The sequence below is a fragment of the Natranaerovirga pectinivora genome (genome assembly GCF_004342165.1).
Lineage (GTDB): Bacteria > Bacillota > Clostridia > Lachnospirales > DSM-24629 > Natranaerovirga > Natranaerovirga pectinivora.
The window spans coordinates 1-14,325 of the sequence record NZ_SMAL01000007.1; the positions used below are offsets into that span (position 1 = coordinate 1).

At 30.0% G+C, this 14,325-nt stretch carries 13 protein-coding genes and 1 other annotated feature; of the genes, 9 read left to right on the top strand and 4 right to left on the bottom strand.

The window, feature by feature from the left end; translation table 11 throughout:
• Window positions 1-104: 104 nt before the first annotated feature.
• Window positions 105-671, bottom strand: a complete 567-nt coding sequence (locus EDC18_RS10030) for a hypothetical protein (protein ID WP_132252739.1) — start codon at window positions 669-671, stop codon at window positions 105-107.
• Between the two features lie 306 nt (window positions 672-977).
• On the opposite strand from EDC18_RS10030, the gene EDC18_RS10035 reads away from it, so the two are divergent.
• Together EDC18_RS10035 and EDC18_RS10040 are read left to right on the top strand one after the other, a co-directional pair.
• Window positions 978-2,192 carry an AI-2E family transporter gene (locus tag EDC18_RS10035; RefSeq protein WP_132252741.1) on the top strand — a complete coding sequence of 405 codons (1,215 nt, stop codon included), beginning with the start codon at window positions 978-980 and terminating at the stop codon, window positions 2,190-2,192.
• Between the two features lie 28 nt (window positions 2,193-2,220).
• Entirely contained in the window at window positions 2,221-2,919 is a 699-nt protein-coding gene (locus tag EDC18_RS10040) for an HAD family hydrolase (protein ID WP_132252743.1), read from the top strand.
• A gap of 43 nt (window positions 2,920-2,962) precedes the next feature.
• On the opposite strand, the gene EDC18_RS10045 is transcribed toward EDC18_RS10040, so the two are convergent.
• Window positions 2,963-3,433, bottom strand: coding sequence for a 4Fe-4S binding protein (locus EDC18_RS10045; RefSeq protein ID WP_132252744.1), 471 nt, complete (start codon window positions 3,431-3,433; stop codon window positions 2,963-2,965).
• 322 nt (window positions 3,434-3,755) lie between these two features.
• On the bottom strand, window positions 3,756-4,586 hold the full coding sequence (locus EDC18_RS10050; RefSeq protein WP_132252746.1) for a hypothetical protein: 831 nt from the start codon (window positions 4,584-4,586) through the stop codon (window positions 3,756-3,758).
• A gap of 179 nt (window positions 4,587-4,765) precedes the next feature.
• On the opposite strand from EDC18_RS10050, the gene EDC18_RS10055 reads away from it, so the two are divergent.
• From EDC18_RS10055 to EDC18_RS10075, 5 genes are all read left to right on the top strand, one after another.
• Entirely contained in the window at window positions 4,766-5,794 is a 1,029-nt protein-coding gene (locus tag EDC18_RS10055; RefSeq protein ID WP_132252748.1) for a hypothetical protein, read from the top strand.
• Window positions 5,772-6,857 carry a hypothetical protein gene (locus EDC18_RS10060; protein ID WP_132252750.1) on the top strand — a complete coding sequence of 362 codons (1,086 nt, stop codon included), beginning with the start codon at window positions 5,772-5,774 and terminating at the stop codon, window positions 6,855-6,857. Before EDC18_RS10055 ends, EDC18_RS10060 begins: the two co-directional genes overlap by 23 nt.
• Before the next feature lie 47 nt (window positions 6,858-6,904).
• Window positions 6,905-7,966 (top strand): sporulation integral membrane protein YtvI, encoded by a 1,062-nt coding sequence (gene ytvI, locus EDC18_RS10065; protein ID WP_132252752.1) that lies wholly within the window; start codon window positions 6,905-6,907, stop codon window positions 7,964-7,966.
• Between the two features lie 68 nt (window positions 7,967-8,034).
• Window positions 8,035-8,233 (top strand) — a binding site (T-box leader).
• A gap of 52 nt (window positions 8,234-8,285) precedes the next feature.
• A complete protein-coding gene (proS, locus tag EDC18_RS10070) occupies window positions 8,286-9,722 on the top strand; it encodes a proline--tRNA ligase (RefSeq protein ID WP_132252754.1) in 1,437 nt (478 codons plus the stop codon).
• Window positions 9,723-9,795: 73 nt separating this feature from the next.
• On the top strand, window positions 9,796-11,331 hold the full coding sequence (locus tag EDC18_RS10075) for a WG repeat-containing protein (RefSeq protein ID WP_132252756.1): 1,536 nt from the start codon (window positions 9,796-9,798) through the stop codon (window positions 11,329-11,331).
• Window positions 11,332-11,428: 97 nt separating this feature from the next.
• On the opposite strand, the gene EDC18_RS14960 is transcribed toward EDC18_RS10075, so the two are convergent.
• Window positions 11,429-11,989 (bottom strand): HTH domain-containing protein, encoded by a 561-nt coding sequence (locus EDC18_RS14960; RefSeq protein WP_371829319.1) that lies wholly within the window; start codon window positions 11,987-11,989, stop codon window positions 11,429-11,431.
• Between the two features lie 317 nt (window positions 11,990-12,306).
• Between EDC18_RS14960 and EDC18_RS10085 the strand changes: the two genes are divergently transcribed.
• A complete protein-coding gene (locus tag EDC18_RS10085) occupies window positions 12,307-13,083 on the top strand; it encodes an ABC transporter ATP-binding protein (protein ID WP_132252760.1) in 777 nt (258 codons plus the stop codon).
• 1 nt (window position 13,084) lies between these two features.
• Window positions 13,085-14,302 carry an ABC transporter permease gene (locus EDC18_RS10090; RefSeq protein ID WP_165878551.1) on the top strand — a complete coding sequence of 406 codons (1,218 nt, stop codon included), beginning with the start codon at window positions 13,085-13,087 and terminating at the stop codon, window positions 14,300-14,302.
• Window positions 14,303-14,325: the final 23 nt, after the last annotated feature.

The window sequence follows — 14,325 nt, forward strand, 5'->3', positions numbered from 1 at the left end:
AACATGTTAAAGGGAATTGAGGATAAGTGCATTATTTTTTTACAAAAAAATAATGTTGAGGTTTTTACACCCCAACATTTATTATAGAACCTAATGAATTTGCCTTACTCCACTAATCCTAATTGACGCATTGAATTTCTATAGGCATCTTCAATATTTGCATTTATATATCGGCCATCTTCGCCCATTCTGCCTAAGAAATTTTGCTCATCTGCTTGTGTTTGGAACCCTGCATAATTTGTACCAAATTCGTTAAATCTTGTATGACCTGTTTGATAATAATTTCTTATATTATCATAGTGAGGCGCATTTGCTTGGTCGTTTAAACCAAGTGCATTAAATTCATTAAGTGCAGTTCCATAAGCATTTGCTCTATCGGTATAAATTCTTGCACGATCTGTATAGTTAATGCTTGGATCAGATGCAGCCGCATCAAGATCTTCTAATTGTGTGGTTAAAGTGGCATTAATTCTTCTAAGTTCAGGATGATCTAGGGCTACATCAATATCATTGTCCGCTTCCTCTATTGTAGTATCTTCATAAGGGTCTTGTAAGCCAGTAGTATTTGGGAAGTTTGGTTGGTCGTTCTGTGTACCATCTTCTAGAGCCCCAGCTCTACATGCTGAAAAAGCTAATGTACATATGACTAATAAAGCTAAAATCTTTTTCATAATAAGCCTCCTAATAATTATTTTCTTTTGTGAACAGTGTCACTTTATAAACATAATTTAGTATTACTCAAAACAATAAAAATATAAGTTCTAAAGACTATCAAAATTTGGGAAAAAATTATAATTTAATTTTAGATATAAAAATATCTCTAGAGACCTTGATTAAAAAAACAGAATTATATATAATACCAAAGGATGGAGATAATCTTTTACATAGATTTTAACTTTTAAAAGAAATTTATATATGGTAGAATATTTAAGATGTATAAAAGTTTTTAATTTATTATACACAAGAGGTGTTAAGTTTTGAAAATAGAACTTGATAAACGTTATATGAAGAAAATAAAATATTTTACCTTAGGTTTTGTTATTGTATATATTATATATGCAGTGATTGAAAATCTTAATATTGTGTATCAAACAACTATTGGCATTTTATCCCGTACTTTAAGTATTTTATCTCCTTTGATTTGGGGTATCGTTATTGCATATCTGTTACTACCATTGGTTAAATTTTTTGAGTCCCACTTATCAAATATTAAGTTTAGTAAAAAAAACAAAAGTGAACCATCAATAGAAATCAAAAGATATACAAGAATGATAAGTATAACAATGGCCTTCGCTGTTGTGCTGATGATTATTATACTTTTAGGTTATAGTATTTATATGATGGTTGGTGGAAGTGTTAAAGACTTTAGTTTTGAAGAAACTTGGAAGTATATACAACAATACTTTGATCAATATTCGGAAGAAATAAAAAATGTTAGCGTGGCAATGGAGGATTTAGGAATATCTAATGATCTATTAAATTATATAGATGGTTTTTCTGAAAGTTTTTCAAAGGGATTACAAAAGTTACTTTCTTTACTTGCTGCAAGAGTTGGAACCATAGGCAAATACTTTATTGATTTGTCATTTGGTTTAGTATTTTCTGTTAATATCATGTACAATAGAGAGTATTTCACTAAACTTATTGACAATACATTAAAGCTGTTATTTGTGGAAAAAAGAAGAAAGTCAATAACGCTGCTATTTCAAGATATAAATCTAGTCATTAGCAGTTTTGTTAGAGGTCGACTAATTGATTTAACCTTGTTATCTTTTGTTACAGCATTTTCATTAATTATTATTGATTTTGAGTTTTCTTTTTTAGTTGGTGTTTTTGCTGGGTATACAAATATAATTCCTTACTTGGGTACTTGGATAGGGATTATTCCTGCAGTAATTATTGCGCTTATTAATGAAGGTGTTAGAAGAGCTTTTATGGTAGGCTTATATATAGTTGTTGTGCAACAAATATATATTATGTTAGTGTCACCAAAAGTTCAAGGTAGGAGCATAGGCATACATCCATTTTTTGTTCTCCTTTCATTGATTGTATTTGGAGCATTATTTGGACTTATGGGTATGATTTTATCTATTCCAATAGCAGGGATAATTAAGGTTATTATTATTAGATGGTCAAAAAATAGGCAAGCATTAAAAAATATAGAATTACATGATTTAAGTAACTACAGATAGACAGGTGCATTATATTTTGGAGGTAATTATGTATAAAAATTATTATTTTGATTTATATGGAACACTAGTTGATGTTGTGACTAATGAGAACAAAGATGAAGTTTGGGAAAAAATGATTTTGTACTATGGGTATTATGGTGCAGTATACACACCAGAAGAGATGAAAGATATTTTTGATAAAACAAAGAAAAAACTTTTAGGATTAAGCAGTGGACCAGTACCTACTATAAATATAGAAGACGTATTCTATAAATTATTTAAAAACAAAGATATTAAACCTAAGAAAAAATATACGAAAAGTGTTGCAAAAGCGTTTAGAATGTTAACGACTGAATCAATACATCTTATAGATGGTACTAGAGAAGTATTGGAAAAGTTAAAAGAAGACAATAAAAATGTGTATATTATAAGTAATGATCAATCTTTGTATGGTTTATCAGAGCTTAAACTTTTAGGTGTAGATAAATATTTTGATGACTACTATTTTGCATCTGATATGGGTATATCTATGCCAGATGAAAACTTTATGAAAAAAGTATTAGATGAATCTAAGGGCAAAGCAAAAGAGAGTTTGATAATTAGTAATAATTTAGACAAGGTAATTAAGAGTAGCAGTAAGATGGACAGTGTGTTCCTTTATGATACAGAAGATATAAATGTAAAGAATGTAAGCAAATATACAATTGAAAAAAACAATATTAGAAATATATTAAAGGTAATTGATTAAAAAAGGGGCTTATCTCAGAAATCATTCTGAGATAAGCCCTTTCTTAGCTTGCTTTTTTAATATTAGTAATCAGAGCGGTTCCATGACCCATTGGGCATACTTGGCACCAACTTCTAGGTTTAAAGAAAATGCCGAAGAGAATGCCGATTATGAAGGATACCCCCATGAATCTAAAGAATACAAAGCCTACTTTTTGAAATTCAAACCCGGTGTGAATGATGGATATAGAGAAGACAGTTAGCATTGTAACTAATAAAAAATGTTTGAAGTTTTTAGTTCTCATAAACTTAGGCAAGGCATTATTAAAAGAGACAAATGGCATGAATTTCCCTAAAAATGAGCCTCTTGGACAATATTTAGAACAGTGAATCTTGCCTCTACCCCTTAATGCGTGGTAAATAGGTGCAGCCATACAAGCCAATCCAAGTACACCAAACCTAAAATCAAAAATTCCCAAAACAAAGAAAGATATAATCAGTATCCAAGACCATTGTTGATGATTTTTTCTTTTCATAATGTTACCTCCATACATCGTAATAATATAATATTATAATATAACAATATACTTAGGGTGTCAAGTCAAAAAGTAAAAGCCCTATAAAATGGGCTTGGAGACTGTAGACAAACTTATAGGAACAAGGATTTTTGTTATATATAAGTGTAATAGCGTAGCCAAGGATGGCGCAGCGAAACTCTTGCAACCAAGGACGGTTGCGGGTTTCAGAAACTTATATATAATAAAAATCCCTTCACCACCTAGAATACATTAAAATAGTATCGACTTTGTCGATACTATTCAAGCCCCTATAAAAGGGGCTGGGTTAGATATAAGTTAATTATATGGTTATGGATGCGATGTTTTTTTCTAATATTTTTTCCGCATTAAATAATAAATCTTCAGGGTTGTCTCCATCACTTGGATAAGATACAATAGAATAAACCAATTGATATTGATCTTTATTAGTAATCCAGTGGGGAAGATTATTTAAGTAAAGTTTTTCAATTTTATCTGTTACAGCTTCAGCATTAAAGCTAGATGTAAAGGGCAAGAAAGAAACGATGGTTAATGTGCCATATTGAACAACTGTATCAGTAGACCTTAATCGACTATGAACAAGTTTGGATAATTGATTAATAAGTAAACAGATGGTTCTGTCATCGCTATCAAAGGTTAACTCTTTAGGTACAATAGAGAAGAATACAATAGACAAATCATATATACCTCTTTCAGCTCTTTTAATTTCTGAAAATAAATATTCTTGGAAGGTCATTTGAATGTTTGCAATTTTATCTTTTTTATATAAAGTAGAACAACTTAAAGATTCTAGGGTTAATGATAATCTAGAACTGAATTCTTCTTGTGAACAAGGCGTAATAATATAGTCGTAAGCGCCTAAAGCCAAGCCATTTAATATTTGTTGTTTATTGCCAACTATAATAAATGGTATATCCTTGTATAAATATTTAGTATGCAAGGAAAGAATTGTATTAAAGCTATCCATATCATTTTCCAAAGAAATGATTAAAAGATGCACTGTTTTATAATTGGTCTTAAGGTGTTCCAATAGTAATTCTTTGGTAGTTGTTATCGTTGAGTTAATATTAAGTTTATCCAGTTGTTCCATTAAAGAATTGTTGTTTCCTACAAATACAACATTATAACTCATATTTTATCCCCCAATAAAATTATTCTTTATATGCTAAAGGATTTCTAGTTTTTCAGCATATAAAAAATTATGACTAAAAGTGCAGTATCTTTAGAATAACTTCATTATGATGTATGATGAAGGCACTTTGTTTCAATTATATCAAAATTGTAATAATTTTACTAGAAGAAACAAAATATATGTTTGTAAAGAAAGAGTTGGATTTAATAATGAACAAAAAAAGGTGTTTAAAATTAATATTATTTAGTTTTATAAAAAGTTTAATACAATTATTGGTATTGGTTAGTTTATCAATTATTATCAGACCATATGTTTTATATGTAACGAGATCAAATATAAATCTTAATGCATTTAATATACTTTTATTTCAACCCCTAGTAAGTGATACAAAAGCTACACTAATTAATATTTCTAGTATTTTTATTCTTTGGTTATTACTAATAGGTATAACGAATCTAGTTTTTAAAAAATTTTATTCGGTTAAAAATAAGGTAGGATTTGTGATTTTAGAATCATTATTTCTAACTGCTTTTTTACAAGGAATAGAGTACTATATTGCAGGTACTTTTACTTGGTTCATACCTTTATTTATTACAATATTCTTGTTCAACGCAAGTATATTGTTAGCAACTATGCCTTACATAGGAAAAACTGTATATACTATAGTTGGTATTTTTATTTTTCCAGTTACTTTGTTTGCTTTATTTTTCTCATTAAATGCTGGCATCTTTGGTGAAATAAGCTTTTGGATTATGGTACCGAATGTTATTGTATATATTTTTGTTTTGGCATTAGGTGGAAATGTAAATATCGGATTTACAAATGAAATCCTAATTATAAGTGGTTTTAATCTTGGGGCGGAAGGTATGTATTATAGTTATATAGAAGGGGTTTTTTCTTATATATTTGTAATTTTATTACTTGGTATTCTACTATTATTACTTGCTAGCTTTTATGGAAATCCAAGAAATAATTTAAAAAATCAAATATTTTTAATTTTTTACTTTTTTATTTTGATTTTTATTTGTATACTAATATCAAGCTTTAGTTTTGAGTTTCCATTTCTAGGAACGATTGCTCTTTCTGTAGGTCTTGGAAATTCATTAATATTTATAACAGTGTTTTTATTTATAATATTTTTATTAAGAAAAATTTTGAAGTTGCATATAAAGGAGGATAATACTTTTGGAACAGATGAACAATCATAAAAAAATATACAAAGATGCATTTAAAGTGGGGGCGCAATTAGTTGGGTATTTATTGGTTTTTAGTTTTATATTGAGTATGAGTGCATTATTTTTTATTCGAAGAGGTGATATTTTTAGCATTAGTTACATTTTTGGGGTATTAGGTATTGCAATAAATATATTGTTTTTAAATAGCATTGGTACCTTTACAGTGAATATTATTTTAGTTCTATTAATTACTTTTTTTATTTTTTATTTTGTTTTAAAGAAGAAGATTATGAATTACCATGACTTAAGGGAGTTTATCATCTACACATTAATTATTGCCTTTGTTGTGAGTTTTGTTACTAGCATATTGTCATATATTTTTTCCTTTATACGTTTAGACATTTATTCTTCAGAGCAAGCTATATATAAAGCTAATTTTTTTATAAACTTTATTAAAACATACATAAAATCAGTACTATTTATACTGATAATAAAAATATACTTATATGATAACAATAAATTAAATTCAGGTATTGTTGCATTTAAGAGATATTTTTACTTAATCACTATATATACTTTTGTGGTTTCAGTTTTAATAGAAGTTTATATTATGTACTTAATTTCAGGATTTCCATATTACACAAGTGTGTTGAATTTAGGGGTAATCTTAGGAATATTTAATGTAATGGGTTATCTTTTGCTATTTTTATTTGGTGGTGTTCTAAGTTTTTCAGCTATATTTTTAGGAAATACCAATAGATATTTAGTTAGTTTTTTAGACATTTATACAGGCCAATTTGGGCTATTTGTGTTGATATTCTATATAATAGGCATACTTATATTGTTTGGTATTATTTTTCTCTCAATTAAAAAACTAAAGGAAGAATCTTTTATAAAAGACAGTATAGTATTTGTTCTATTAGTAGTAGGTTTTAATATATTGTTAAGTGTTTTTTCTTCAATAAATATGAGTGTTCAATTTCTAAGTTTAAGATTGCAATTTCCAGTTATACCAATAATAATATCAACACTTATCTTGACGAGTATTGTTGTATCAGTAAAATACATTTTAATAATTATTAAAAAGAGTATTTAAGTAATGGTATATGCCATACCCCAACTTTAAAGGAAAGGAGTGTATATATGACAGATAAAAACAATAAACAACTAATCAATTTGACAATTGTAGGCATAACCCTTGTATTTATTTACTTTTTTACAATTCGATTAATTTCTGTTTTTTTGCCCTTTATACTTGGGTATTTTATAGCAGTTATAATCGAACCCATAATAAAAGTCTTTAATAAATATCTAAAAATCCCAAGGGCATTTAGTAGTTTATTGGCAGTAATTAGCTTTCTTAGCATCGTTGGATTGATAGGAAATATTATTATTAGAAAGCTTGTTACAGAATTTAAGTCATTCGTAATACACTTTCCTGAGTATAAAGATCAAGTTATTTTGACACTTGAAAATTGGGGTTATAGCTTTGATAGAATGTTAGGGTATTCTCAAGGCAGCACGAAAGATATGGTTATTAATAACTGGGATGAAATAGGAGGAAGGATTACGAGAGTTCTAACCCCAGGGGTAACAGATGGGTCTCTCAATTTGGTTTCTTCTTTGCCAGGGTTTATGTTCTTTATGATTATCACATTAATAGCGACTTTTTTTATAAGTAAAGACAGACATAAAATCAGAATTTTCTTATCAAAGCAAATGCACACTAAATGGAAAGAAAAATTTAATTTAATTAGAAAAGCATTAGTAGGTGCGTTTTTCGGGTATGTAAAAGCACAATTGACTTTAATGGTTATTATTGGCGTTGTATGTACAATTGGTCTATTAATTATAAGAAATCCATATGCCTTACTGATTGGATTGATTATTTGTATCTTAGATGCCCTTCCTGTATTTGGAAGTGGTACAGTTTTAATTCCTTGGGCACTATTCAAAGCTTTTTCAGGGGATCTGCAATATGCAGTTTGGCTGGGTATTATTTATGGTACAGCGGTATTAATAAGACAATTTCTAGAACCAAAATTAGTGGGAGACAATATTGGTGTTCATCCTTTAGCAACACTAATGGCAATATATATAGGAGTAAGAGTTTTTGGTGTCGTTGGCATTATTTTAGGACCTTTGATTTTAATATTTATCAAAACATTACAAGAGGTAGAAGTATTGCCAAAATGGAAATCTTAATCTTGACAGAAATTAGGATGTAATATACAATTTTATTTAAGTTTATAATCTAAAAAGCGAATATATTTATAAAAATGTTGAAGAGGACTATTAAGTAGAAGGTTTTATTTTAGAGAGAAAACCATTGGTGAAAGGTTTTTATAAGACGCTACCCAACCTACCTTGGAGTTCTGTATGAAAATACAGCGGAGCCTTCCGTTATTAGGAATAAGAGAGAACCTTTTTGGTTAATTAGGGTGGTACCGCCGATAATGCTCGGTCCCTTTGTGGGATGGAGCTTTTTTGTTGTCTAAATATATCAATTGAAAGGAGATTTATAATGGCAAAGGAAAAAAAATTAGTAGAAGCAATAACGTCTATGGAAGTTGATTTTGCACAGTGGTATACAGATGTAGTAAAAAAAGCTGAGTTAGTAGATTACTCAGGAGTTAGAGGATGTATGGTTATTAAACCAAATGGATACGCCATTTGGGAATTATTACAAAGACAATTGGATCAAAGGTTTAAGGATACGGGGCATCAGAATGTGTATATGCCAATGTTTATACCAGAAAGCCTATTACAAAAAGAAAAAGATCATGTTGAAGGGTTTGCACCAGAGGTAGCATGGGTAACTCATGGAGGCTCTGAAGAATTAACGGAGAGATTATGTGTTAGACCAACTTCAGAAACTTTATTTTGTGAACATTATTCAAATGAAATACAATCTTATAGAGATTTGCCTAAATTATACAATCAATGGTGTTCTGTAGTAAGATGGGAAAAAACAACTAGACCATTTTTACGTTCATTAGAATTCTTATGGCAAGAAGGTCATACAGCGCATGCAACAGCAGAAGAAGCAGAAGAAGAAACAATTAAAATGTTGAATGTGTATGCCGATTTTTGTGAAGAAGTTTTAGCAATACCTATGATCAAAGGTCAAAAAACAGAAAAAGAAAAATTTGCCGGTGCAAAAGCAACTTATACCATTGAAAGTCTTATGCATGATGGTAAAGCGTTACAGTCAGGAACCAGCCATAACTTTGGTGATGGATTTGCAAAAGCATTTGAAATTCAATATACAGACAAAGACAATACATTAAAATACGCACACCAAACATCTTGGGGTGTTTCTACTAGATTAATAGGGGCAATTATTATGGTTCACGGAGACAATAATGGTTTGGTATTACCACCAGCTATTGCACCAACTCAAGTGGTTATTGTACCTATTGCTCAACACAAAGAAGGTGTCTTAGATAAAGCCAATGAACTTAAAGCTTTATTAAGCAAAGATTTTAGAGTTAAACTTGATGATACAGATAAAAGTCCAGGCTGGAAGTTTAGTGAGCATGAAATGAGAGGGATCCCTCTTAGAGTTGAATTAGGACCAAAAGATATTGAAAACAATCAGGCAGTACTTGTAAGAAGAGATAATGGAGAAAAAATATTCATTAATCTTGATGAGATAGAAGAAAAAGTAGCTGAAACCATTGCTGCTATTCAAAGTGGACTGCTAGAAAAAGCTAGAAATCATCGTGATGAAAACACATTTACAGCCAAGTCTATGGATGAATTTGAAAAAATACTTGTGGAAACACCAGGTTTTATCAAAGCAATGTGGTGTGGAGACACTGCTTGTGAAGAGACAATTAAGGAAAAAACAGGGGCAACAGCTAGATGTATTCCTTTTGAACAAGAGGATATTAGTGATACATGTATTTGCTGTGATAAACCTGCTAAAAAAATGGTTTATTTTGCTAAAGCATATTAAAAAAATTAAAAAAATTAAAATTTTCTATTGATTACTACATCAATAGGAAAATTTTAAATAATAGGAGGTTAGTATGAAGAAATTAATTGTAACGCTTATGATGATATTTTTGTTAGTACTTACAACAAAACCTTTATTGGCAAGAGAAGAAGTATCTTTTGAAATCAAAATAAATGGACAAATTCTGAATATCCCTAAGGGGATGGGGGCGCCATTTATAGATATATCAAGTAGAACTCAAATTCCAGCTAGAGCTATAATAGAGGGTCTTGGTTATGTTGTTTTATGGAATAACGATACACAGACCATAGCTATTCTTGATAAAAAAGACAACTTAAAAGCAACACTAGTGATCGGAAGTAGGTTAGTAAAGCTATCAGGTGGAGAAATAATTGAGATGGATACAGAAGCTATATTAGGTAGTGATGGAAGAACCTATGTCCCTTTACGTTTTGTTAGTCAAGCGTTAGGATTTTTAATACCCGATGATGGATATGCATTTAAAGATGGCGTTCATAAAATAGATTTAATAAATTCCGAAGAAATTAATAAGCTTAGTGTTGTGTTAAATGAAAAGCCATTATATAAAGTTTGGGAAAGTTTTTTTAATGGTAGAAGATATGTGAGTAGGTATAGTTTTATGGATAATCAAGGTAATATTGTAATTGAACCTAAAGAGTTTAGGGATGTAAATAATTTTAGAGAAGGACTTGCTGTAGTTACATACGATAGAAGGTCATATGGGTACATAAATACGGTAGGAGATATGGTAATAGAACCCAATTTTTTTAGAGCATTTGACTTTTTTGAAGGATTTGCTAGAGTTATCTTGTTTGAGGATAGACATGGAATAATAGATAAAGAAGGTAGTATTGTTTTTGCTTTTGATAATAGATCATCTTCTATAATAAGTGATTTTAAAAATGGATTAGCACTTGCAAGAATAAATGGAGAGTATGTATTTATTAATACAGCTGGTGAGATTGTTGTTAGACCAGAAATTAAAGCAAATGATGCTGATAATTTTAGTGAAGATTTAGCCTTGATTAAAAATTATAGTGGATGGGGTTTTATTAACAAAAAAGGCAAAGTAATTATACCGCTTCAATATCTATTTGCGAAAAATTTTTCTGAAGGAATAGCTGCTGTTCAAGATAAAAACAGTAAAAAATGGGGTTATATAAACAAGCAAGGGGATTATATTATCGAACCTAAATACTATGAAGCTGAGACTTTTTCTGAAGGATTAGCTCTTGTAAATATTGGTGAAAGATTCAATAATTATTATGTTTTTATTGATAGGGAAGGGAATTATATAGTAGATCTATATAAAGTTATAGAAAATATACATAAAGAATTTAGTGATACTTGGATATATGATGTGACTAATTTTTCAGAAGGATTTGTAGCAGTAAGTTATAGGACATATATACCTAATGTAATAGGGCCTGTTTCAAACACATCGTATATTGATCAAAAAGGCAATATATTAACAACAATTTATCATGGTCATGGACAATTGGGCTATGGCCATGAATTTAGGGATGGAATAGCAGAAGTTGGAAACTATTATATAAACAACACAGGTAAAATAATTAAGAAATGGTAAGTTAAAATCTGTGTAGGAATATAGGGTTGAATTAAAGTGCGCATCCAAAAGCTAGAGAAAAGCTTTTGGAGGTGCATTTTTATTTTGGCTCTTTAAATTAACACCCTTGTAAAGGACAAATTTTAGACCCCATACTTAATAAATTATCTAATTTCTTGCTAGAGAAATAATTGTAATAACCAGAACGTGATACGTTGGCAAGAGAACAAAGGGCACTAATAGTAAAAGACTTCATTTGAGATATTCTCCTTATTAACTTGAATTGTTCCCCAGTCATATTTCGTTTACATATCATCTCACTTTCTATTTTTTCGAGCTTTTTTATAAAGGCTAACTCTTGCTTGGTTTTCTTGAGTTCCTTCTTTAAGTGTAATATCTGTTGATCTTTACTTAAGACAGAATTAATATTTCTAGGTAAGAGATGTTTATCTTGAAATACTTCTAGACCATGTAAATTGTATTGTTTTTTCCATCGCTTAATTTGTTCTGTAGGTCTGGTTCCTAAATAAGAAATGTCAAAACCACACTTAGTAAACACCTGTTTAGCTGTGTAACCTTCTAATCCTAATATAATAGCTCTTTTTTTAAATTCATTACTATATAAAATTCTATCTATATTAGCATCAAGTACATATTTGTTTTTCTTTAGTTCTTCAATATGATAAGGATTTAGTTTTTATATATTTCCCATAATATCTTCCTGTTTGTATTACTTTAATTTTACTTTGGGGTGTGAGAATTGTCCATTATTATAAATCCAGTCTACTTTGTAAAGCTTTGGGGTGTAGGAGGTGGGGAAAATAATTCGATTTTCCCTTCTACCCGATTAGTCCAAAGACAGTACAGCTACCTCAAATAGTTTACTTGAAACAATGGAAGCTAATTAATGATAATTAAAAATGAGTGGGTATTATTTACAGTAACAATGCAATAAGATAGAATAATATGTATTGTTAGAAAATGAGGAGGGTATAAATGATAGAGGTAAAGAATTTAACTAAAATATATAAGCTTAATAAAAAACAAATGAAAGAGTTAAAATCTAGAACTAATAAAAAAACAGCTGTTAATAATTTAAGTTTTACAGCACATGAAGGAGAAATCTACGGCCTTCTTGGACCTAATGGAGCAGGAAAGACAACAACCTTAAGAAGTATTGCTACCTTGTTAAAACCAACAGAGGGAGAGATTGTTGTACAAGGTTTTGATGTTGTTAAAAAATCAAGTGAAGTAAGAAGAAGAATTGGGTTTTTAACCAATGAATTAAAATTAGATACCCATTTTTCACCAAAGTACACGATGCAATTCTTCGGCAAGCTGTATGGGCTTGACAATGAAACTATAAAAAAAAGAACAGAAGAACTCTTTAAATACTTTGGAATTGATAACTTTTCAAATAAAAAAATAGAGGAACTATCCACAGGGATGAAACAAAAACTATCTATAGCAGTAAGTTTAGTCCATGACCCAGAGGTAGTTATCTTTGATGAGCCTACAAATGGATTAGATATTATTACGGCAAGAGCTGTTACGGATTATTTGTTTGAATTAAAAGAAAAAGGTAAATTAGTCATTGTGTCTACACATATTATGTCTGTAGCAGAAAAGCTATGTGACCGTATAGGGATTATTATTAACGGTGAGTTAAAGGCAGAGGGAAATGTTGCCCAAATATTAGCGTTAACCGATACAGAGGATTTAGAAGATGCATTCTTTGAGTTGTATAAAGCAAGTGTTAAGGAGGAGGCATAAAATGTTAAGTGTTATTATAAAGAAAGAGTTTAAAAGAGTTTTTTCTGATAGAAGGCTAATATTTTCAATGTTTATTCTCCCTGCGGTTAGTATCTTTGCTATGTATTCTATCATGGGGATTGCTCTTGAAGGGATGATGAAAAATTTTGATGAACATACTTCTGTGGTCTATGTATATAATGCCCCTGAATTATTTAAGATGTATGGGTTAGATAATGAATTAAATATGAGTATATCTTTTATTGAAACCAACGAAAATTTTGATAAAATTAAAGAAGATATCCGATTTGGTAGAGTGGATTTACTAGTTGAATTTGAAGAGGGTTTTATGGATATGGTTGATAGCTATGCCACAGGTAATCGTCCAGAAATAAGAACTTTTTATAATCCCTCTGAAGACAATTCAAATATTGCAAGAAACAGATTTAGAACTACTTTATTGTCAACCTTTGAAAATGATATCTTAGCGGAGCGTTTTGGGAATATAGACTATATTACAGTTTTTGATATTGATAGAACTAATCCATCAGAAGGGATTATTCAAGATGATAATAGAGCAACTGGAAAAGGTCTTGCAATGTTACTACCTGTACTTATTACAGTGTTTTTATTCTCAGCGGTTATGGGTATTGGAACAGATACAATTGCAGGGGAAAAAGAGCGTGGCACTATGGCTACCCTTTTATTATCACCTGTAAAAAGAGAAACCATTGCCTTTGGAAAGTTAATAAGCTTAGGACTTGTTTCTATACTTTCAGTACTGTGTTCATTTGCAGGAATTATAGCTTCTATGCCATTTGCTGCAGTTATGTTTTCTGGTGGAGGGGATATGAATATATCAGGGTATCGATTGGATTTTATAGCTTATGTGCAATTATTCTTTATCATGATAGGTATGGCTGGTATTTTCGTTGGCATTATTTCCTTGGTTTCTGTAAGAGCTAAAACAATAAAAGAGGCAAATACATATGCTGCGCCAATTACAATGATTGTTATGATGGGTGCTTTTGCCAATATGTTTTCTCAAGGAACGCCAGAACTTACAAGCTTTGGTATACCTGTTTATGGAAGTGTGGCAGCATTAAAAGCTTTATTAGAATTGGAATTAACTATGGCACAATTCTTTGTTAATATAGGTGGCTCAGCAATAGTCTTGGGTGTAATCATTGTTATGATAACTAAAACCTTTAATGATGAAAATATAATGCTAAATGCATAAAGGTTAATATATAAAGTAATCCT

What these genes read in the sequence shown, in the direction of transcription:
- proS (WP_132252754.1), top strand. Translation starts at nt 8,286, where the DNA reads ATGGCAAAGGAAAAAAAATTAGTAGAAGCAATAACGTCTATGGAAGTT.
- EDC18_RS10030 (WP_132252739.1), bottom strand. Translation starts at nt 671, where the DNA reads ATGAAAAAGATTTTAGCTTTATTAGTCATATGTACATTAGCTTTTTCA.
- ytvI (WP_132252752.1), top strand. Translation starts at nt 6,905, where the DNA reads ATGACAGATAAAAACAATAAACAACTAATCAATTTGACAATTGTAGGC.
- EDC18_RS10085 (WP_132252760.1), top strand. Translation starts at nt 12,307, where the DNA reads ATGATAGAGGTAAAGAATTTAACTAAAATATATAAGCTTAATAAAAAA.
- EDC18_RS10045 (WP_132252744.1), bottom strand. Translation starts at nt 3,433, where the DNA reads ATGAAAAGAAAAAATCATCAACAATGGTCTTGGATACTGATTATATCT.
- EDC18_RS10050 (WP_132252746.1), bottom strand. Translation starts at nt 4,586, where the DNA reads ATGAGTTATAATGTTGTATTTGTAGGAAACAACAATTCTTTAATGGAA.
- EDC18_RS10055 (WP_132252748.1), top strand. Translation starts at nt 4,766, where the DNA reads ATGTTTGTAAAGAAAGAGTTGGATTTAATAATGAACAAAAAAAGGTGT.
- EDC18_RS10075 (WP_132252756.1), top strand. Translation starts at nt 9,796, where the DNA reads ATGAAGAAATTAATTGTAACGCTTATGATGATATTTTTGTTAGTACTT.
- EDC18_RS10090 (WP_165878551.1), top strand. Translation starts at nt 13,085, where the DNA reads ATGTTAAGTGTTATTATAAAGAAAGAGTTTAAAAGAGTTTTTTCTGAT.
- EDC18_RS10040 (WP_132252743.1), top strand. Translation starts at nt 2,221, where the DNA reads ATGTATAAAAATTATTATTTTGATTTATATGGAACACTAGTTGATGTT.